The organism is Streptomyces sp. NBC_00986 (assembly GCF_045162565.1).
Classification (GTDB): Bacteria; Actinomycetota; Actinomycetes; order Streptomycetales; family Streptomycetaceae; genus Streptomyces.
This window is the reverse complement of the sequence record NZ_CP108733.1, coordinates 9,389,429-9,407,273: the sequence shown is the minus strand read 5'-3', so window position 1 is coordinate 9,407,273 and position 17,845 is coordinate 9,389,429. Positions and strand designations below refer to the sequence as shown.

Genomic DNA, 17,845 nt, shown 5'->3' with positions numbered 1-17,845 from the left:
GTCTCAGCCCTTCAGTCCGGAGGTCGCCATGCCGTCGATCAGGTACCGCTGGAAGGCGAGGAAGAACAGCAGCACCGGCAACAGGGCGACGAGCGACATCGCGATCATGCCGCCGTAGTTCGCGGCCACTCCGTCGGAGTCGCGGAACATCATCAGACCCAGTGAAACCGTGTATTTCCCGGGCTCGTTGAGGTAGATCAGCGGGCCCATGAAGTCGTTCCAGGCGTTGATGAAGGTGAAGATCGCGCTGGTGATGAGCGCGGGCCGGCACAGCGGCAGCACGATCGACCAGTAGATCCGCAGGTGCCCGCAGCCGTCGAGGCGGGCGGCCTCGTCCAGTTCCTTCGGCAGGTTGCGCATGAACTGCACCATGAGGAAGACGAAGAAGGCCTCGGTCGCCAGGTACTTGCCGATGAGCAACGGGACGTAGGTGTTGACCAGTTGGAGCTTCTGGAACAGCACGTACTGCGGGATCAGCAGCACGTGGTACGGCAGCAGGAGCGTGCCGATCATCAGCGAGAAGAGCAGGTTGCGGCCCGCGAACCGGATACGGGCGAAGGCGTAGGCCGTCAGGGAGCAGGAGATGAGGATGCCGACGACCGAACCGAGGGCGTAGAAGAGGGAGTTCTGGAAGAAGGTCCAGATCGAGATGTCGGCGATGCCCTTGGCCAGGCCCTTGAAGTTGGCGAGGATCGGGTGCCCGGGGAAGAGCTGCAGGCTGTTGATGACGTCCTTGCTCGGCTTGAACGAGGCGCCGATGACCCAGACGACCGGGTAGAGGACGACGGCGAGGACGGCCAGCGCCCCGACGTGCCAGACGAGCGAGCCGGTGCGCTTGCGCCCCAGCCCCGGGGACTTCGGGGCAGTCGTAGCACTCATCGGGCGTCCTCCTCGTAGTGCACCCACTTCTTCTGCGACCAGAAGAGGACGGCCGTCACGAGCGCCACGGCGAGCAGCAGCATCCAGGCCATCGCGGACGCGAAGCCCATCTGGGCGTTCTTGAAGCCCTGTTGGTAGAGGTAACAGGTGTAGACGAGCGTGGCGTCGGCCGGTCCGCACTGGGAGTTGGAGACGACGTACGCGGAGCCGAAGATCTGGAAGGAGTGGATGGTCTCCAGCAGCACGTTGAAGAACAGCACCGGGGAGATCATCGGCAGCGTGATGTTCCAGAAGCGGCGGAAGGGCCCGGCCCCGTCCATCGCGGCGGCCTCGTACAGCTCCCTCGGCACCTGCTTGAGCCCGGCGAGGAAGATGACCATCGGTGCGCCGAACTGCCAGACGGTGAGCGCGACCAGGGAGTAGAGGATCCAGTCGGGGTCGCCGACCCAGCCGCCGACATGGGAGCCGAACAACGACTGCGTACGGTCCACGACGGCGCCGTCGGAGAAGAGCGTCCGCCAGACGAAGCCGATCGAGACGCTCGCGCCGATGAGCGAGGGGGCGTAGAAGGCGGCCCGGTAGAGGGCCTGGCCGCGGCGGCTCTGGGCGAGCAGCATGGCGACGCCGAGCGCGAGGAGGAGTTTCAGCGGGGTGCCGATGACGACGTATTTCGCCGTCACCTCGACCGACTTCTGCCACCTCGGGTCGTCGAACATCCGGGTGAAGTTGTCGAAGCCGATCCACTTCGGGCTGTCGAAGAGGTTGTAGTCGGTGAACGCGAAGTAGAGGGAGGCGACCATGGGCCCGGCGGTCAGCAGCAGGAAGCCCGCGATCCACGGGGACATGAAGAGGTAGCCGGCGACGTTCTCGCGGCGCCCCCGCCGCTTCTTGGCGGCGGGGGCGGCGGAGCGGGTCTGCCGGGTGTCGGGCGGAGCGTCGTCGACGAGCGTCACGGCGGTTCCCATCAGGCGGAGAAGGCGGCCTGCGCCTCGGAGAAGAACTGCTTCACCGCGTCGGCGACCTTGGTCTTGCCCAGCGCCATGTCCCCGCCGATGCGGAGGAAGGCGGACTCGGCGGTGTCGGCGCCGGACGGGTGCGGGGTGATCGTCCCGAGGACACCGGCCTTGGCGGTGTCCACCTCGTACTGGGCGATCTCCTTCTGGACGACGTCGGTCGGCTTGAAGGCGTCGTACTGGTCGGTCGTCGCGAGGATGCCCCGGTCGTAGCCCATGATCTTTCCGACCGCGGGGTCGTGGACCATGAAGTCGATGAACTGGGCGACCTCCTTCGGGTGCTTGGTGCGCGCGGAGCCGCTGAGCATCAGGGACGCGAGGTACTGGCCGGTGTCCTTGCCGTCGGTGGTGGGGATCGGCGCGAGGCCGTAGTCGCTGGCGCCCTCCGCCGTGTAGCGGACGGTGAAGTTGTCCCAGGTGAATTCCGAGGCGCCGTGGCCCGCCGAGAGCGAGGACTTGGGGGTGTCCTGGGCGACGACCTTCGGGGAGGTGACGATGCCGGCCTTCACCCGGCCGTACCCGTCCGTCCACCACTCCGTCAGGTCCGACTCCTCGAAACCGAGTCCGTCCTTGGTGAAGAACGCCTTGCCGTTCTGCCGGAGGTAGAGGTCGTACAGGTACATGATGCTGAAGTAGCCCGTGTCCCCTGGCACTTCGGTCTTGTCGTGGATCGTCTTGAGGGCCTTGAAGTACTCGTCCCAGGTCCAGCCCGCCGTGGGGTCGACGCCCGCCTTCGCGTAGACCTTCTTGTCGATGACCAGCGCCATGGTGTTCGAACCGACCGGGACGCCGAGCTGCTTGCCGTCGACCTGACCCACCGCGGTGACACCCGCGCGGAAGTGATCCAGGCTCAGATTTCCCGCGTCGATCTGCGATCTGAGATCGAGCAGGACGCCTCTCTTGTCGTACTTCCGAAGAAATCCGACGGCGTTCTGGAATACGTCCGGCGGATTTCCGCCGGCGGCCTGCGTCTGGAACTTCTCCCAGAAAGAGGGATAGTCCTGAAAGTCCGTCTTCACCTTGATCTTCGGATACTTCTTTTCGAAGAGCGCGATGGACTGATTGATCTTTTTCGCCCGCTCCTCGGCACCCCACCACGAGTAACGGATCGTCACATTCCCGTTCGCGGACGTGCCGTCGTTCCCGCCGCATCCCGTCGCCGCCAGCCCCAGTGTCGCCGCCGAGACCCCGGCGGCCTTCAGGACGGTACGCCTCTCCACATTCGTGCGGGTTCCCATGATGGGCCCTCCCCGTAGCGTCGTTGCCACCTGCATGAATCGTTTCAAGTAAGCGCTTGCTGGCACAAGGTACGGAGGCCCTCGGGGTGCGTCAATGATTCGGACAGGATTTTCTTGTGAACCGGCTGAGCGCTACGACGGCGCCGCCGGGCGCGTTGCCGGAGCGACGGGACGGACACCGCAGGTGAGGCGCGCGTGGCCGGTCGGCCGAACAGGAAGCGGCCTGCCGCACTCCGCCGGCGACCGGCCGAAAAACGCCTGGGCGGTGGGGAGTTGACCACGCCGTGCTCGGTGCGCGAACGCCGACGGCCCGCCTGTGATCACAGGCGGGCCGTCGGTCCGGGTGGGCGATACTGGGTTCGAACCAGTGACCTCTTCGGTGTGAACGAAGCGCTCTCCCACTGAGCTAATCGCCCGGGCGCACGGAGAACATTACCCCATGTCAGCGGGTGCCCCGACCAGCACCGGAAGGCCCCCGGAGGCCGTCAGCGGGTCACTGGTCCTTGATCTTCCAGGGCATCACGACGCCGAACTTCCAGACGTAGACGCCGACCAGGGCAACCACGATCACCAGACCGATCGAGGTCAGGACGATGTTGCGGCGGCGTACGGCGGGGTCGAGCGCGCGCTGTGCCGCCTCGGTCACCTTGCGCTTCGTCCAGCGGAGCACCAGCTGGGCCCAGACGAACTCGGTCGCCCAGATCGCCATGCCACCGAAGATCACGACCCAGCCGGGTCCCGGCAGCGGCAGCATGATGATGCCGGCGACCACGACCGCGAGGCCGATGACGAAGACGCCGACCTGCCAGCTCAGATGCAGCGCACGGCGTGCCTTGATGAATTCCGGCGCCTTGGAACCGAGCCCCTGCCCGTCCCGCGCCCCGTCCGTCCGCTTCTCGTCGGCCGCCCCGTCCGACGCCACGACAACCTCACCCGGCTCGTCACTCCCCGTATTCATACGGACAAACCCTACCCGAGGGAAACCAGTCACCGGAATGGCCCCACGGAGCGATCGAGCCCTCGGCCGGAAGAGTTACGTAAAGGCACGCAAAACACTCAGAGGGGTTTACAACGGCACCGTAGGTGGCATGTCGATTTCGCCGACGTGCGAATCCCCGAGCGCACACTGAGCGAAAGGCCCTGGCGCTTATGAACACCACGGTCAGCTGCGAGCTGCACCTGCGCCTCGTTGTGTCGAGCGAGTCATCCCTGCCTGTCCCCGCAGGCCTGCGGTACGACACGGCCGACCCCTACGCCGTGCACGCCACCTTCCACACCGGAGCCGAGGAGACCGTCGAGTGGGTGTTCGCCCGCGACCTTCTCGCTGAGGGCCTCCACCGGCCCACCGGTACCGGCGACGTCCGAGTCTGGCCATCCCGTAGTCACGGTCAGGGCGTCGTCTGCATCGCACTGAGCTCTCCCGAGGGCGAAGCCCTGCTGGAGGCTCCCGCGCGGGCTCTGGAGTCCTTCCTGAAGCGGACGGACGCCGCCGTGCCACCCGGCACGGAGCACCGGCACTTCGACCTGGATCAGGAGCTGTCGCACATCCTGGCGGAGAGCTAGAGCGAGGTCCCAACCAAGCCGCCCGGCGCCGTCCGAACTCGGGGAGACGGCTCGGGCTCAGACAACCGCATAAGGCACACACCGGCGCCGTCGCCGCGATTCGTCGCGGGGGCGGCGCCGGTGCGCGTGGAGCCCGGTCGCGCGACTCTCCGTGATCCGGGGAACCGCGGGGTACACCGTCCCGTTCTAAGAGACAGGGGGCCGCCCTCCGGGAAGCCACTACCATCGGCCAGCATCGGCGGGCGCCCGCCCGACCCCCCAGGCCAGGGAGCGAAACGTGCTGATCACCCACGACACCCGGTGCGCCCTCGACACCGTGGTCGATCTGGTGAACACCGCACCGGAAGACGCCGCGGCGCCGGACGGACTGCAGGATGTCGCGCTGCTCGCGGACTTCGTACGAAACCACGAGATCAGCGATGTCGGGGTGCTGTCGGAGTTCGACCTCTCCGCCGTGCGCAAGATCCGCGGCCGGTTCACCGCGGTCTTCTCGGCCCCGGACCCCCGGACCGCCGCCGGGCTGATCAACGACCTGGTCGCCGCCGCGGGCACCACACCCCGGCTCACCGATCACGACGGCTACGACTGGCATGTGCACTACTTCGCGCCGGGCGCCTCGGTCGCCGACCATCTCGCCGCCGACTGCGGGATGGCGCTCGCGTTCTTCGTGGTGGCCGGCGAGCAGGAGCGGCTGCGCCGCTGCGAGGCCCCCGACTGCCGGCGCGCCTTCGTCGACCTCTCCCGGAACCGCTCCCGGAGGTACTGCGACAGCCGGACCTGCGGGAACAGGCTGCACGTGGCCGCGTACCGGGCGCGGCGCAAGGAAGCGGCGGGCTGACGCCGATCGCGTCTCTCGCACAGGGATGAGGTCGCGGCCCCCGACGGGTGACGTCGGGGACCACGAGTACGGCTCACAGCATCAGCAGGTCGTGCAGCGAGGCCATGAGCAGCAGACACCCGATCACCGCTAGGAAGATCATCAGCGGTGGCTGGGAAAGGGCGAAAAGGCACCCGCGCGGCTCGTCCTTCGGCGGCGCGGCGTCGCTCTGTGTCGTGTCCAGCATCTCGCGGCGATGATGACGCAGCGGAGACCCCTGGCGCGATCAACACGCCCGTTATGAGAGGGAGTTCGCCGAATTCCGTGATGTCCGTTTCGAGTCGCGACGACTCCTGAACGCTTACCGGCGGAGCTGGCTCACTCTGTGTCGTTTCAGTCGCGGTCCCGTCCGACCGTCATATGCCGTGCTTCTTCAGGATGGCCTCGATGTCGCTGAAGTCGTCCCCGCCCTGTGCGCGGGGCGCGCCCGCCGGCCGGGTCGCCGGGCGCTTGGCCGGACCCAGGGAGGGGGCGGAGGCCGCCGGGGCCACCGCGTCGGACTGCACCGATGCCCGGGCCGCCTTGCGTTCCTTGCGGGTGCCACCACCGCCACGGCGGCGTTCCACGGCTCGGGTGCCCATGAAGAGCAGCCAGGCGCCACCCAACACCACGAAGCCCGCCCAGGCCGTAGGACTGAACGCGGTGTCGGCCACCCAGCCGACGACCCCGGTCATCACCAGGCCGACCGGCACCAGCGAATAGGCGGCGATACGGGCGGCGGAGAGAAATCGCTTGCGGTACGCCGTGACCGCCGCGATGCCCAGGCCGGCCGCGGAGACGGCGGAACAGACGGTCTCGGCAATCATCCGGTCCTCCAGGCAGATCCGTCGGGCAGGCTTCGATGGGGCACGCTCAGGTCGGGCACGCTCCGGTCACGCGGGTGCCGGTCGGGGCGTCCCCGTCGGGCAGGCACGTCCCGGTCGATTGGACACGTGCCGGCCGGCAGGGCATATCCCGGTCAGCCGGAGCGCTCCCGTCGGCCGGAGCAGCCCCGTCGGTCGAGGTGTCCCCTCGGGCAGGTCGTACTTCGTCCCTTCCATCCTGCACCGTCGGGTCCCCGGGAGGCCATGCCCCGGTAGGACATCAGGGACATCTCCGGGTCGCATCCTCCCCAGGTGCCGGTCGGCGTCGTACGGCTGCGGCCCCTAGGTGACGGTCGGTGTCGTCCGCGTGAGTCCCGTATGAGCTCTGTCCGCGCCCGGTCGGTGTCGTCCGCGTGCGGACCGTGGTCCCGGTTGGGAGCGGTGCGGCCGGGCTGGGAGACTGGGACCATGAGTGACCTCCCCTCCGTGCGCACCCCCGTCCTCGACGTCTGGTGCGAGCTCCAGTGCCCGGACTGCGACACCGCCCTGGACGATGTACGCGCCCTGCGGGCCCGCTACGGCGACCGGCTGGAGGTGCGGCTGCGGCACTTCCCGCTGGAGAAGCACAAGCACGCGTTCGCCGCCGCGCAGGCCGCCGAGGAAGCCGTGGAACAGGGGCGGGGCTGGGACTACGTCGAGGCCGTCCTCGGCCGGGTCGAGGAGCTGGACCGTAAGGGAGAACCCTTCCTGGTCGAGGTGGCCGGTGAACTCGGTCTGGACGCCGAGGAGTTCGACACCGCCCTGATCGACGGCCGGCACATCCTGATCGTCGACGCCGACCAGGCCGAGGGCAAGGCCATCGGCGTGACCGGCACCCCGACATACGTCATCGACGGCGAGCTTCTCGACGGCGGCAAGAGCCAGGAAGGGCTCCGCGCCCGTATCGAGGAGATCGCCGACCGGTTGCTCGCCGGGGGCGAGTGAGCCTCGGAGAGAGGCTCAGAGCAGGCTTTTGTACAGGTGGTGGGTGACCGTCTCGTAGCCGAGTGACTCGTAGAGACGCTCGGCCGGGGTGTTGCCCGCGAAGACGTTCAGCCGGATGATCGGCAGACCGGTCGCGATGCCCTGCGCCTCGGCCAGGAGCATCAGAGTGCGGCCGTGACCCCTGCCCCGATGGCGCGCGTCGGCCTCGACCTTGTAGACGAAGGCCTTGCCGTTACCGGGGCCCGTCCAGAGCGTGCCGACCGCGGTCCCCTCGTGCTCCAGGACGCTGAAGACCATGTTCGCGGTGTCCACTCCGTCTGGCAGCAGAGCGGCGTTGCCCTGCAGAGCCTTGGTCCGGGCCTCCGCCTCGGGCACCCCGCGCTCGGTCCAGCTCCGGATGAAGGACTCCGTGTCGAGCACCTGCCAGGGGCCGAACTCCTCCCGGGTCATCGGCCGGCCCCGGCTCCCCGCGGGCAGTTCCGGCGCGGCGTCGCCGAGGGGCTTCTCCATGTGGCGGTTGCGGACGACGTATCCGAGGTTGGTCGCCAACTTGAGCGCCACCTCCGCCTCCGCGGGCACGGACGCCTCGATCCGCTCGCAGCCCCACCCCCGCACCACCTCCTCGGCGGCGAGCGCGGCCACCGTGCCCCGGCCGCGCCGACGGTCCGGCTCCTCGATGCGCAGGTCCCGGATCTGGGCCACCGCATCGCCGAAGAAGGGACTCGTGCCGAGGTGTATCGCGCCGACGGGGCGACTGTTCACGCACACCTGATAGCGGCGCGAGCGGGTCCCGTCGGCCTCTTGCTGAAGCGGCTCGGTCGGCCGCAGGGTCGTAGTCATCAAAGGAGTTCTACCCGGACCGGAGCCCCAGGTCAGCCCATTAACTACTGCCCCTACGGATCAAGGTCGTCGCCCGACCGCTCGTCGAACACGCGCATGGCCTTGGCGGTCACCGGCCCGGCCACGCCCGGGAGTTGACGCTCGTCGACCAGGTGGACGGCCTGGACGTCCCGCAGTGAGGACGTGAGGAACACCTCGTCGGCGCGTTCCAGGATGTCCAGCGGCAGGTCGGTCTCCTTGGCGCCGGTCCATTCGACGGTCAGGGCGCGGGTGATGCCGGCGAGGCAGCCGGAGGCGACGGGCGGGGTGTGGATCTCGCCGTCCAGGACGACGAAGACGTTCGACCCCGTGCCCTCGCAGAGTTGGCCGACCGTGTTGGCGAACAGGGCCTCGGAGGCGCCGTGTTGGTGGGCGCGGGCGAGGGCGACGACGTTCTCGGCGTACGACGTCGTCTTGAGGCCGGTGAGGGCGCCGCGCTCGTTGCGGGTCCAGGGGACCGTGACGGCGGCCGTGGAGTCGGGGCGGCGCTTCGACTCGCCGAGGGCGACGACGAGGGTCGGGCCGTGCTCGCCGCGGTCGGAGCCGAGCGGACCGTGGCCGCCGGTGTACGTGATGCGGAGCCGGCCGAGCGGCATCGGGTTGGCGTCGAGGACGGCCGCGCAGCCGCGGCGGACCTCGTCCAGGTCGGGGTCGGGCAGGCCGAGGCCGCGCGCGGAACGGGTCAGCCGGTCGAGATGCCGGGTCAGCGCGAACGTCTTGCCGTCCGTCGCCTTCACCGTCTCGAAAACGCCGTCGCCCACGGTCAGTCCGTGGTCGAAGACGGAGACACGGGCGGACTCGATGTCCTGCAGCCCGCCGTCGAGCCAGATCTTCATGAAAGAGCCTCTCCGCTCACCTCGTACGCGCCCGACGCTATCGCGAGCAGCCGTGACGCCTTCAGCTCGGTCTCCCGCCACTCCCCCTCGGGGTCCGAACCCCAGGTGATGCCCGCGCCGGTGCCGAAGCGCAGCATGCCGTCGACGCGGTCGATCCAGAACGTGCGGATGCCTACGGCCAGTTCGCCGGTCCCCCGGTCCGCGTCGACCCAGCCGACGCCCCCGCAGTAGGGACCACGGGGCGCGGTCTCCAGGGCGTCGATGATGCGCAGGGCACTGGACTTGGGGGCGCCGGTGACGCTCCCGGGCGGGAACGCGGCGGCCAGCAGCTCCGGCCAACCGGCGTCCGCGGGCAGCTCGCCCCGCACCGTCGACACGAGGTGGACCAGGCCGGGGTGCTTCTCGACGACGCACAGGTCCGGCACCGTCACGGTCCCCGTGGCGCACACGCGGCCGAGGTCGTTGCGGACCAGGTCCACGATCATCACGTTCTCGGCGTAGTCCTTCTGCAGCAGGTCCGCCTCCGTGCGCCCGGTGCCCTTGATCGGGCCCGACTCGACGACCTCGCCGCTGCGGCGGAGGAAGAGCTCGGGAGAGGCCGTGGCTATCTCCACGCCGTGATCGGGCAAGCGGATCGTTCCTGCGTACGGCGCCGGGTTGCCGCGCGCGAGCAGGGCGGTGAGGGCGTCGACGTCCACGTCGGGGGCTACCGGTGCGGAGAGGACGCGGCAGAGGTTCGCCTGGTAGACCTCGCCGGCCGCGATGTGCTCCCGGATGCGGCGGACGCCGGAGGTGTAGGCGGCGCGGTCGAGGGAGGAGGTCCAGGCCTCGGTCGCGGGGCCGTGCCAGGCGCCGGGGGCGGGCGCCGGGACCGGTTCGTGTCGTACGTCGCGGAAGCGCGCGCAGGTCAGACGGCCCTCGAAGTCGGCCGCGACCGCCCAGAAGCCGGTGGAGTCCAGGGCCGCGGGATCGCTGGTGACATCGAGGAGACCGGTGGCGACACGGCCGCCGAAACGGACGAGAGGGGCGAGGCGGGACACGCCGTCGAGTCTATGGCGGGTGTCTTCCAGGTTGCCCGGCCGTGTCCCCATGGCCGCCCTGACCATGTGTTCCCGTAGTCGCAGGCCAGCACGCTGCACAAACGCGTTTTTGTGCTGGCCCCGGAATCCGCTAGAGTTCAACTCGTCGCCGCGACGCGCAAGCCGAGCGGAAACGACAAGCGGACGTAGCTCAGTTGGTAGAGCGCAACCTTGCCAAGGTTGAGGTCGCCAGTTCGAACCTGGTCGTCCGCTCGCAGGAAAGTGGGGGATCTTCCCGAACCCCCGCGCTCCTGGTGGAGTGGCCGAGAGGCGAGGCAACGGCCTGCAAAGCCGTCTACACGGGTTCAAATCCCGTCTCCACCTCCAAGGACGATTAGCTCAGCGGGAGAGCGCTTCCCTGACACGGAAGAGGTCACTGGTTCAATCCCAGTATCGTCCACTGGTCCGCAAGGATCCCCGCGCGATTAGCTCAGCGGGAGAGCGCTTCCCTGACACGGAAGAGGTCACTGGTTCAATCCCAGTATCGCGCACGCACCGCCCATGATCTTCGGATCGTGGTCCCGAGGACGATTAGCTCAGCGGGAGAGCGCTTCCCTGACACGGAAGAGGTCACTGGTTCAATCCCAGTATCGTCCACACACCGAAGCCCCCGACCGTCTCGTACGGTCGGGGGCTTCTTCGTGTGCCGGTCAGCTGGAGAACAGCATGTGGCCGAAGCTCTTGTGCCGGTGGTGGCCGCCGTGACCGCCGTAGTGCCCACCGCCGTGACCGCCGCCGTGCGGGGCGCCCCAGGCGGGCGCGGACGGGGCGGGGTAGGCCTGCGGGCCCGGGGGCGGCGGGGCGGGCTGCTGCCACTGGGACTCCACGCGGGTCAGCGCCTCCAGCTCGCCATAGTCGAGAAAGATCCCCCGGCAGTTGCTGCACTGCTCGATCTGGACACCGTTGCGGTTGTACGTGTGCATCGGCGCATGGCACTTCGGACACTGCATGCTCGGCTCAACTCCTCGCCCGTCGGTACATCTTGGTGTTTCCCCAGGACAGACTCCGTCCGACCCCGGTCGGTTGCACCCTACTTCGCGGATCCGGGCGCCAACTCGGCCGGTACGGAACCCATTCGGTCACACGCGTCCACGACCGCCAGCTCCACCTCGTCCAACGGGCGGTCCGCGGCGACCGCCTTGACGATGGCCAGGGCCGCGGTCTGCACGGTGAGGGTGCGGGCCGGGACGTCCAGTGCGGGCCAGGGGTCGCCGGTGGTGGGGACCGCCGGGCCGCCCGCCGCGCGGTACGCGTTCAGGAAGCGGGCCCATTCGTCGGGTGGGAGCAGGCCACAGGCGTACCAGGCTGCGGGGCGGGCCAGGTCCCAGGCGGGGACTCCTACGCCCAGGTCGTCGACGTCGATCAGGAGCCACGGGCCGTCGGGGGCCGGGTGGCGGACGAGTTGGCCTAGGTGCAGGTCGCCGTGGCAGAGGGTGGTGGTGTCGGGCTGGGGGGCCTCCGCGCGGGCCCAGGCGGGGAGCCGGGTCCAGGCGTGCAGAACGGGGGCGGCTGCGGGGTGCGGGCCGGCCTCGCGGAGCCGGGTGATCGCTCGGACCGCCTTGAGGGGGCCTCGCATGGGTGGGAGCGGGGTGGGGGCCGGGGTGCGGTGGAGGCGGGCGAGGAGGGTGGCCGCCGCCTCCCAGGGGGCCGCGTCCGGGTCGTCCGGGTCCACGGGGGTGCCGTACGGCCAGCACGTCACCAGGCGGTCGTGCAGGTGGAGGGGGGTGGGGTCGAGTGGGGGCAGGAGGATGCCGGGGAGGTGGGCGGCCGTGGTGAGGCGGGCGGTGAGGTCGGTGGGGTCCGTGTGCGGAGCGTGGGCCTTCGCGACGGTGTCCTCGTGGCGGACGACCGTGCCGTCGGGGCGGTCGGTGAGGGTGGTGGTCGCTCCGCAGGGGCAGGGGCGGGTGCGCGCGTGGGCCGTGGTCCTGGCTCGGGCGGTGAGGTCGGAGAGCAAGGGGGTGCGGGGCATCGCGCTTCCTGGGGGCGGGGGGTGGGGAGTTCGTCGCGAGCGTACGTCGTGGTGGGTTGTGGGGTTCTACGGCGGGTTCGGGCGGCCTGTGCCGGTGGGCGGGCCCAGGGGTTTTCGCCCCCGCCGCCCCTACCCTTCCCATCCTCCAGGGGCTGCCGCCCCTTCGGCCCCGCCTGGGGCTGCGCCCCAGACCCCCTTCGGCCTGAACGGCCTCGTCCTCAAACGCCGGACGGGCTGAATAGTGCCGGCCTGTGTTGTGAGGTACCGGGCGGGCTGAATAGTGCCGGCCCGTGCTGTGAGGTACCGGGCGGGCTGAATAGTGCCGGCCCGTGTTGTGAGGTACCGGACGGGCCGGAAATTGCCGGCCTGCGTCCAAGAGAGCGCCAACAGGAAAAGGGCAAAGCAAAGCCGGCGCAGCTCCCCAGCTGCGCCGGCTTTTTTTGCCGTCCGCCGCACCCCCGTCCCCACGGGGTTTCATGGGTTGATGTCCCCGCCCGGACCGCTCTTCCGGGCCTGGGGTCGCCGCTCAGCGCCCCAGCATCACTCCCACGGACGACGCCTGTGTGGCCACGGTCTCCCAGCCGTCGAAGACGACGAGGAGCAGGACCGCCAGGGGAAGTGCCATCAAGGTCGCCACCAGTGGGTGGCGACGGCCCGTGCGGCGGGTGTGGAAGGCCGCGTTGTACGCCTTGCGTCCCTCTTCGCGGATCAATGCCCGCGGTGCCGTGTGGGCCATGGTCCCTCTCCTGACCGTGCTCCGTTGACCAAACTCGGTTGTCGTTGGCAGCGGCGGGTGTCTGACCTCGGGGGACGAGTGCTGCACCCGCCGCTTGACCTCAAATCTAGGCGTGCGGCGGGTGCGGGTCGTCATGCCCTCGTACCGATTGGCGGGCCTCCCGGAGGATGAGCGATGACCTGCGAACTACTCCCCTGGGTGGAGACCGGCTCCTACGTCTCGGGGTCTTCCCGGAGGGGGAGTCCGGTGTGCACCGCTTTCTCTGAGCTGTCCTCGCGCGGGACCGGCTGCTCGACCAGGGCGAGGACCCTGGTCGCCATGAAGCGGGCGGTGCGGACGACGGAGCCACTGCGGGTGACTTCGCTCACTTCCACGACACCTCGTCGTACCGCCGTCTCCACCCGACGGCCCGCCCTGCTCGCCACCACCTCGTAGGTACGTGTTGTGTCGCCGGCGTCCACCACTATCTCGACGCGATCACCCTTCACGCGCTCAATCCCCCTTCTGCGATGGTTGGTTGGGGTCCGAGGCGGTATGAAGTCCTGCTGCTCGCAACGCCTCTGACCACTCTTCAAGTTTCCCACCCGGCACTGACAATCCGTCGGTTCGAGAGGGCGCGGCCTTTGCGCGCGGGCGCCCGTGGAAACGTAAGCTGTCGCTCGTCACACGGACCGGGCAGCGGGGATGAACATGGCGATGATGCGCCTGAGGCGCGAGGACCCGCGCGTCGTCGGCTCGTTCAGGCTTCACAGACGGCTCGGCGCGGGCGGAATGGGTGTCGTCTATCTGGGCTCCGACCGCAAGGGCCAGCGGGTTGCGCTGAAGGTCATCCGGCCGGATCTGGCGGAGGACCAGGAGTTCCGTTCGCGGTTCGCGCGCGAGGTCTCGGCCGCTCGGCGGATTCGTGGAGGGTGCACCGCCCGGCTGGTTGCGGCGGATCTTGAGGCCGATCGGCCTTGGTTCGCCACTCAGTACGTGCCCGGGCCATCCCTGCACGACAAGGTCGCCGACGAGGGGGCGCTGGGCGCGGCCGAGGTAGCCGCTATCGGGGCCGCCCTGTCCGAGGGGCTAGTCGCGGTGCACGAGGCCGGGGTCGTCCACCGGGATCTCAAGCCGTCGAACATCCTCCTCTCCCCCAAGGGTCCGCGGATCATCGACTTCGGTATCGCCTGGGCTACCGGTGCGTCGACGCTCACGCATGTCGGTACGGCGGTGGGTTCGCCCGGGTTCCTCGCGCCTGAGCAGGTGCGGGGGGCCGCCGTTACTCCGGCCACCGATGTGTTCTCGCTCGGGGCCACGCTCGCGTACGCGTCGACCTCCGACTCGCCCTTCGGGCACGGTAGTTCCGAGGTGATGCTGTACCGCGTGGTGCACGAGGAAGCGCAGCTGCACGGGGTGCCGGACGCGCTCGCGCCGCTCGTCCGCGCGTGCCTCGCGAAGGATCCCGAGGAGCGGCCCAGCACGCTTCAACTGTCCTTGCGGCTCAAGGAGATCGCCGCGCGCGAGGCTCAGGGAATGGCCGATGTGCGGCCGCCCGGGCCGCGGGCCGCGGAGGCGGATCGGCCTACCGGGCGGCTCACCGACAGTTATCCGGAGCAGCAGCGCACTCAGAGTCAGCGGCGGCCGCAGAATCCTCAGGGTCCTCAGGGGACGCCGGCGCCTCGTGGTGCCGCTTCGCCGTCCCGGGGTGGCGGTGGTCCCTCTCGTGGGGGTGGCAGTGGCAGTGGGGTGCCGTCGCGCGGGAATGGGGTGCCGTCCCGGCCGGGTTCTCCGCGGCCCACTCCGTCGGGGCGTAACACCACCCGGTCCGGGTCCGGTAGCGGGAGTCGTCCCGCGCCTCGTAGTGGGGCCGGGCGGCCTGGGCCTCGGACCACGGGGACCGGGCGGCGGCCTGCGAATCCGCGGTTGCTGCGGCAGCGGTTGTTCGTGTTCGTGGTGGTGACTCTGCTGGTCGCGCTGGGGATCGCGGTGGCTCAGGGGTGTTCGGGGCCGGCTCATGGGCTTGGGCGTACGGGGGATGGTGTGCGGCAGGGGCATGGGAGTGTCGTGCGGGCGGACGGGTTCGCCGAGTAGTGGGGGCCGGTGGTGGTTTTCGCCCCCGCCGCCCCTACCCGGCCCATCCCCAGGGGCTGCCGCCCCTTCCGCCCCGCCCGGGGGCTTCGCCCCCAGACCCCCATCGACCCTGAAGGGGCCTCGTCCTCAAACGCCGGACGGGCTGAAATTTGCCGGCCTGCGTTCAGCCCCCTCCGCCAGCCTCGCGCCTACAACCCCGGCAACACGTCTTCGAAAAACTCCCTGTCCGCATCGAACGCCGGGCTCATCGTCAGGAACTCCGCCGGTGTCACCCAGCGGACCTCCGACACCTCGCCGGGGTCCGGGACGATCACGCCGTTGCCTGTTTCTGTGGCGGTCCACCAGTGGAGGCGGAAGGTGCCGTCGGCCGCGTCGGACTGCCAGACCTTGGAGAGGGGGGAGACCGTGAGGCCCACCTCCTCCTTGACCTCTCTGACCAGGGCCTCTTCCTGGGTTTCGCCTGGTTCCAGTTTGCCGCTCAGGGGTGCCCAGTAGCCGGCGCGGGCCGAGTCGGGGCCGCGGCGGATGACCAGGACGCGGTCTGCGCGTCGGAGTACGGCGACGATCGCCTCGCGCTGGGCCAAGCGGGCTCCTAGAGTTCGGGGCGGCCGGTGGCCACCGCGTAGAAGGCGACCGCGGCCGCGGCGCCCACGTTGAGGGAGTCGACGCCGTGGGCCATGGGGATGCGGACCCATTCGTCGGCCGCCACCAGGGCCTGCGTCGACAGGCCGTCGCCCTCCGCGCCCAGCATCAGGGCCACCCGGTCCATCCGGTGCGGGGCCGCCTCGTCCAGGCTCTTCGCCTTTTCGTCGGGGGTCAACGCCAGGAGCGTGAAGCCCGCCTCGCGGACCGACTCCAGGCCCTTGGGCCAGCTGTCCAGGCGGGCGTACGGGACGGAGAAGACCGCGCCCATCGAGACCTTCACGCTGCGGCGGTACAGAGGGTCCGCGCAGTCGGGAGACAGCAGTACCGCGTCCATGCCCAGTGCCGCCGCCGAGCGGAAGATCGCGCCGATGTTGGTGTGGTCGTTCACCGACTCCATGACCACGACGCGGCGGGTGGTCTGGAGCAGTTCGTCCGCCGTGGGGAGCGGTTTGCGCTGCATGGAGGCCAGGGCGCCTCTGTGGACGTGGTAGCCGGTTACGCGTTCGGCCAGTTCCGGGCTCACCGCGTACACCGGGGCCGGGAGTTCGTCGATGACGTCCCGCATGACGTCGACCCACTTCGCGGACAGCAGCATCGAACGCATCTCGTAGCCCGCGTCCTTGGCCCGTCTGATGACCTTCTCGCCCTCGGCGATGAACAGGCCCTCGGCCGGTTCACGCTTGCGGCGCAGCTCTACGTCGGTCAGGCCCGTGTAATCACGCAGGCGCGGGTCGTCGGGATCCTCAACGGTGATGAGATCGGCCACAGGGTGATACTGCCTTGTCCTGGGTGTGGTGCCAACGGCTGGGAACGGGTTGTGTTACCCGGGGTTACGCGAGTTCCTTCGGGCCTACGGTGACCACCGCGCCGATGACGATCACCGCGGGCGGTTTCACGTCCTCGGCGCGTGCCGTCTCGCCGACCGTCGCCAGGGTCGCGTCCACCCGGCGCTGCGCGGCCGTCGTGCCCTCCTGGATCAGGGCGACGGGGGTGTCGGCCGGCTTGCCGTGCGCGATCAGGGTTTCGGCGATCTTGCCGATCTTGTCCACGCCCATGAGGACGACGAGGGTGCCGGTCAGCTTGGCCAGCGATGGCCAGTCCACCAGGGAGCGCTCGTCGTCAGGGGCCACATGGCCGCTGACCACTGTGAACTCGTGTGCGACACCCCTGTGGGTGACCGGGATGCCTGCCGCTCCCGGTACCGAGATCGAGCTGGAGATGCCCGGCACGACCGTGCACGGGATGCCTGCCTCCGCCAGCGCCTGGACCTCCTCCATGCCACGGCCGTAGACGAACGGGTCGCCGCCCTTGAGGCGGACCACCGACTTGCCCTGTTCGGCGTGTTCGATCAGGGCGTTGTTGATGGCCTCCTGGGCCATGTAACGGCCGTACGGGATCTTCGCCGCGTCGATGACCTCGACGTGCGGGGGGAGTTCGGCGAGGAGGTCGCGGGGGCCGAGGCGGTCGGCGATGACGACGTCGGCCTCGGCGAGGAGGCGGCGGCCGCGGACCGTGATCAGGTCCGGGTCGCCGGGGCCGCCGCCGACGAGAGCGACGCCCGGGGTGCGGGTGCGGTGGTGGGGGGCGACGAGGGTGCCGTCACGCAGGCCCGCGACGACCGCGTCGCGGATCGCGGCGGTGTGGCGGGGGTCGCGGCCGCGCGCGTCGGTCGTGAGGACGGCGACCGTCACGCCCTCGCTGTGGCCCGTCGCCGGGGTCCATGCGGTGGCCTGGTCGGCGTCGTCGGAGCGGACGCACCAGACGCGGTTCGCCTCCGCCTCGGTGGAGGCCCGGTTGTTCGCTTCCGGGTCCGTGGTCGCGATCAGGGCGTACCAGGCGTTCGCCAGGTCTCCTTCCGCGTACGGGCGGTGCTCCCAGGTGATCTCGCCCGCGTCCGCCATCGCCTCCACGGAGGGGGTCGCCTCGGGGGACACGAGGGTGATGTCCGCGCCCGCCGCGATCAGCGCGGGGAGGCGACGCTGGGCAACCTGGCCGCCGCCGAGGACGACGACCCTGCGGCCGGTGAGGCGGAGGCCTACGGGGTAGGCGGGGTTTTCGGCCATGAGGGTGCGGCTCCTCTTTTGCGGCGGGTCTCCCCCGCGTGCTTTCACGGCGTGCGGTGGCCCTGACGTGCAGATTTTAAGGGCAGGGCGGCAGGGCGGCGCAGCCGGTCCGGTGGCTGAGCAGCGTCGACGACTGCGGGTGCGTGGTCCGTGCCCGCCCTCCCCGACTCTCGGCTTCGCTCGAGCGTGGCCCCCATCGCCCTGCGGA

Annotated in this window: 20 protein-coding genes and 6 tRNA genes; 9 read left to right on the top strand and 17 right to left on the bottom strand. The window is 69.8% G+C overall.

Translation table 11 applies throughout. The features are described 5' to 3' along the window. Positions 1 to 3: 3 nt before the first annotated feature. The 5 genes from OG504_RS42310 to OG504_RS42290 all read right to left on the bottom strand — a co-directional run bounded on the left by OG504_RS42310 (position 4) and on the right by OG504_RS42290 (position 4,088). On the bottom strand, positions 4 to 879 hold the full coding sequence (locus OG504_RS42310) for a carbohydrate ABC transporter permease (RefSeq protein ID WP_405994512.1): 876 nt from the start codon (positions 877 to 879) through the stop codon (positions 4 to 6). Then, positions 876 to 1,844 carry a carbohydrate ABC transporter permease gene (locus tag OG504_RS42305; protein ID WP_405994511.1) on the bottom strand — a complete coding sequence of 323 codons (969 nt, stop codon included), beginning with the start codon at positions 1,842 to 1,844 and terminating at the stop codon, positions 876 to 878. Before OG504_RS42305 ends, OG504_RS42310 begins: the two co-directional genes overlap by 4 nt. Next, positions 1,844 to 3,130 carry an ABC transporter substrate-binding protein gene (locus OG504_RS42300; protein ID WP_405994510.1) on the bottom strand — a complete coding sequence of 429 codons (1,287 nt, stop codon included), beginning with the start codon at positions 3,128 to 3,130 and terminating at the stop codon, positions 1,844 to 1,846. Before OG504_RS42300 ends, OG504_RS42305 begins: the two co-directional genes overlap by 1 nt. Positions 3,131 to 3,474: 344 nt before the next feature. Then, positions 3,475 to 3,546: transfer RNA gene (locus OG504_RS42295), tRNA-Val, on the bottom strand. A gap of 77 nt (positions 3,547 to 3,623) precedes the next feature. Beyond that, positions 3,624 to 4,088, bottom strand: coding sequence for a TIGR02611 family protein (locus OG504_RS42290; RefSeq protein ID WP_405994509.1), 465 nt, complete (start codon positions 4,086 to 4,088; stop codon positions 3,624 to 3,626). 191 nt (positions 4,089 to 4,279) lie between these two features. Between OG504_RS42290 and OG504_RS42285 the strand changes: the two genes are divergently transcribed. Further along, positions 4,280 to 4,693: an SsgA family sporulation/cell division regulator gene (locus OG504_RS42285; protein ID WP_004002642.1), complete on the top strand. Its 414-nt coding sequence runs from the start codon at positions 4,280 to 4,282 to the stop codon at positions 4,691 to 4,693. A gap of 277 nt (positions 4,694 to 4,970) precedes the next feature. Then, positions 4,971 to 5,531, top strand: a complete 561-nt coding sequence (locus OG504_RS42280; RefSeq protein ID WP_033282237.1) for a CGNR zinc finger domain-containing protein — start codon at positions 4,971 to 4,973, stop codon at positions 5,529 to 5,531. Positions 5,532 to 5,604: 73 nt separating this feature from the next. Here the strand turns inward: OG504_RS42280 and OG504_RS42275 are convergent, their stop codons facing one another. Together OG504_RS42275 and OG504_RS42270 are read right to left on the bottom strand one after the other, a co-directional pair. Further along, positions 5,605 to 5,757, bottom strand: coding sequence for a hypothetical protein (locus OG504_RS42275; protein ID WP_019059824.1), 153 nt, complete (start codon positions 5,755 to 5,757; stop codon positions 5,605 to 5,607). Positions 5,758 to 5,926: 169 nt separating this feature from the next. Continuing rightward, positions 5,927 to 6,376 carry a hypothetical protein gene (locus OG504_RS42270; protein ID WP_405994508.1) on the bottom strand — a complete coding sequence of 150 codons (450 nt, stop codon included), beginning with the start codon at positions 6,374 to 6,376 and terminating at the stop codon, positions 5,927 to 5,929. A 465-nt stretch (positions 6,377 to 6,841) separates the two neighbouring features. Between OG504_RS42270 and OG504_RS42265 the strand changes: the two genes are divergently transcribed. Further along, positions 6,842 to 7,357: a DsbA family protein gene (locus OG504_RS42265; protein ID WP_405994507.1), complete on the top strand. Its 516-nt coding sequence runs from the start codon at positions 6,842 to 6,844 to the stop codon at positions 7,355 to 7,357. A 15-nt stretch (positions 7,358 to 7,372) separates the two neighbouring features. Here OG504_RS42265 and OG504_RS42260 read toward each other — a convergent pair whose 3' ends face one another. Genes OG504_RS42260 through OG504_RS42250 form a run of 3 tightly spaced genes read right to left on the bottom strand, consistent with a single transcriptional unit; the run spans position 7,373 to position 10,112 of the window. Continuing rightward, a complete protein-coding gene (locus OG504_RS42260) occupies positions 7,373 to 8,197 on the bottom strand; it encodes a GNAT family N-acetyltransferase (RefSeq protein WP_405994506.1) in 825 nt (274 codons plus the stop codon). 53 nt (positions 8,198 to 8,250) lie between these two features. After that, entirely contained in the window at positions 8,251 to 9,072 is an 822-nt protein-coding gene (locus OG504_RS42255) for an aminotransferase class IV (RefSeq protein WP_405994505.1), read from the bottom strand. Continuing rightward, the gene (locus OG504_RS42250; protein ID WP_405994504.1) at positions 9,069 to 10,112 is read right to left on the bottom strand and encodes a chorismate-binding protein; all 1,044 of its coding nucleotides are present in this window, start codon (positions 10,110 to 10,112) and stop codon (positions 9,069 to 9,071) included. Before OG504_RS42250 ends, OG504_RS42255 begins: the two co-directional genes overlap by 4 nt. Before the next feature lie 179 nt (positions 10,113 to 10,291). Between OG504_RS42250 and OG504_RS42245 the strand changes: the two genes are divergently transcribed. From OG504_RS42245 to OG504_RS42225, 5 genes are all read left to right on the top strand, one after another. Beyond that, positions 10,292 to 10,364: transfer RNA gene (locus OG504_RS42245), tRNA-Gly, on the top strand. 40 nt (positions 10,365 to 10,404) lie between these two features. Beyond that, a tRNA-Cys gene (locus OG504_RS42240) sits at positions 10,405 to 10,478 on the top strand. A gap of 1 nt (position 10,479) precedes the next feature. Then, positions 10,480 to 10,551: transfer RNA gene (locus OG504_RS42235), tRNA-Val, on the top strand. Between the two features lie 19 nt (positions 10,552 to 10,570). Continuing rightward, positions 10,571 to 10,642: transfer RNA gene (locus tag OG504_RS42230), tRNA-Val, on the top strand. Between the two features lie 34 nt (positions 10,643 to 10,676). Continuing rightward, positions 10,677 to 10,748: transfer RNA gene (locus tag OG504_RS42225), tRNA-Val, on the top strand. A gap of 53 nt (positions 10,749 to 10,801) precedes the next feature. Here OG504_RS42225 and OG504_RS42220 read toward each other — a convergent pair. From OG504_RS42220 to OG504_RS42205, 4 genes are all read right to left on the bottom strand, one after another. Beyond that, positions 10,802 to 11,101, bottom strand: coding sequence for a zf-TFIIB domain-containing protein (locus tag OG504_RS42220; RefSeq protein WP_078652509.1), 300 nt, complete (start codon positions 11,099 to 11,101; stop codon positions 10,802 to 10,804). 80 nt (positions 11,102 to 11,181) lie between these two features. Further along, the gene (locus tag OG504_RS42215) at positions 11,182 to 12,120 is read right to left on the bottom strand and encodes a phosphotransferase family protein (protein WP_405994503.1); all 939 of its coding nucleotides are present in this window, start codon (positions 12,118 to 12,120) and stop codon (positions 11,182 to 11,184) included. A 526-nt stretch (positions 12,121 to 12,646) separates the two neighbouring features. Beyond that, on the bottom strand, positions 12,647 to 12,856 hold the full coding sequence (locus tag OG504_RS42210; protein ID WP_317888187.1) for a hypothetical protein: 210 nt from the start codon (positions 12,854 to 12,856) through the stop codon (positions 12,647 to 12,649). A gap of 212 nt (positions 12,857 to 13,068) precedes the next feature. Further along, positions 13,069 to 13,344: a hypothetical protein gene (locus OG504_RS42205; protein WP_405994502.1), complete on the bottom strand. Its 276-nt coding sequence runs from the start codon at positions 13,342 to 13,344 to the stop codon at positions 13,069 to 13,071. Positions 13,345 to 13,540: 196 nt separating this feature from the next. Here OG504_RS42205 and OG504_RS42200 point away from each other — a divergent pair, with 196 nt between their 5' ends. Continuing rightward, a complete protein-coding gene (locus OG504_RS42200; RefSeq protein WP_405994501.1) occupies positions 13,541 to 14,929 on the top strand; it encodes a protein kinase domain-containing protein in 1,389 nt (462 codons plus the stop codon). A 188-nt stretch (positions 14,930 to 15,117) separates the two neighbouring features. On the opposite strand, the gene OG504_RS42195 is transcribed toward OG504_RS42200, so the two are convergent. The 3 genes from OG504_RS42195 to cobA form a co-directional block, all read right to left on the bottom strand. Further along, a complete protein-coding gene (locus tag OG504_RS42195) occupies positions 15,118 to 15,513 on the bottom strand; it encodes an NUDIX domain-containing protein (RefSeq protein WP_405994500.1) in 396 nt (131 codons plus the stop codon). Between the two features lie 8 nt (positions 15,514 to 15,521). Beyond that, complete coding sequence (locus tag OG504_RS42190) at positions 15,522 to 16,340, bottom strand: RNA methyltransferase (RefSeq protein ID WP_019059837.1); 819 nt, start codon at positions 16,338 to 16,340, stop codon at positions 15,522 to 15,524. Positions 16,341 to 16,404: 64 nt separating this feature from the next. Continuing rightward, entirely contained in the window at positions 16,405 to 17,637 is a 1,233-nt protein-coding gene (gene cobA, locus OG504_RS42185) for a uroporphyrinogen-III C-methyltransferase (protein WP_405994499.1), read from the bottom strand. Positions 17,638 to 17,845: the final 208 nt, after the last annotated feature.

Excerpts from the sequence above, each read along its gene's own strand:
- OG504_RS42310 (WP_405994512.1), bottom strand. The coding sequence starts at position 879 with ATGAGTGCTACGACTGCCCCGAAGTCCCCGGGGCTGGGGCGCAAGCGC.
- OG504_RS42305 (WP_405994511.1), bottom strand. The coding sequence starts at position 1,844 with ATGGGAACCGCCGTGACGCTCGTCGACGACGCTCCGCCCGACACCCGG.
- OG504_RS42300 (WP_405994510.1), bottom strand. The coding sequence starts at position 3,130 with ATGGGAACCCGCACGAATGTGGAGAGGCGTACCGTCCTGAAGGCCGCC.
- OG504_RS42290 (WP_405994509.1), bottom strand. The coding sequence starts at position 4,088 with ATGAATACGGGGAGTGACGAGCCGGGTGAGGTTGTCGTGGCGTCGGAC.
- OG504_RS42285 (WP_004002642.1), top strand. The coding sequence starts at position 4,280 with ATGAACACCACGGTCAGCTGCGAGCTGCACCTGCGCCTCGTTGTGTCG.
- OG504_RS42275 (WP_019059824.1), bottom strand. The coding sequence starts at position 5,757 with ATGCTGGACACGACACAGAGCGACGCCGCGCCGCCGAAGGACGAGCCG.
- OG504_RS42270 (WP_405994508.1), bottom strand. The coding sequence starts at position 6,376 with ATGATTGCCGAGACCGTCTGTTCCGCCGTCTCCGCGGCCGGCCTGGGC.
- OG504_RS42265 (WP_405994507.1), top strand. The coding sequence starts at position 6,842 with ATGAGTGACCTCCCCTCCGTGCGCACCCCCGTCCTCGACGTCTGGTGC.
- OG504_RS42260 (WP_405994506.1), bottom strand. The coding sequence starts at position 8,197 with ATGACTACGACCCTGCGGCCGACCGAGCCGCTTCAGCAAGAGGCCGAC.
- OG504_RS42255 (WP_405994505.1), bottom strand. The coding sequence starts at position 9,072 with ATGAAGATCTGGCTCGACGGCGGGCTGCAGGACATCGAGTCCGCCCGT.
- OG504_RS42220 (WP_078652509.1), bottom strand. The coding sequence starts at position 11,101 with ATGCAGTGTCCGAAGTGCCATGCGCCGATGCACACGTACAACCGCAAC.
- OG504_RS42215 (WP_405994503.1), bottom strand. The coding sequence starts at position 12,120 with ATGCCCCGCACCCCCTTGCTCTCCGACCTCACCGCCCGAGCCAGGACC.
- OG504_RS42210 (WP_317888187.1), bottom strand. The coding sequence starts at position 12,856 with ATGGCCCACACGGCACCGCGGGCATTGATCCGCGAAGAGGGACGCAAG.
- OG504_RS42200 (WP_405994501.1), top strand. The coding sequence starts at position 13,541 with ATGAACATGGCGATGATGCGCCTGAGGCGCGAGGACCCGCGCGTCGTC.
- cobA (WP_405994499.1), bottom strand. The coding sequence starts at position 17,637 with ATGGCCGAAAACCCCGCCTACCCCGTAGGCCTCCGCCTCACCGGCCGC.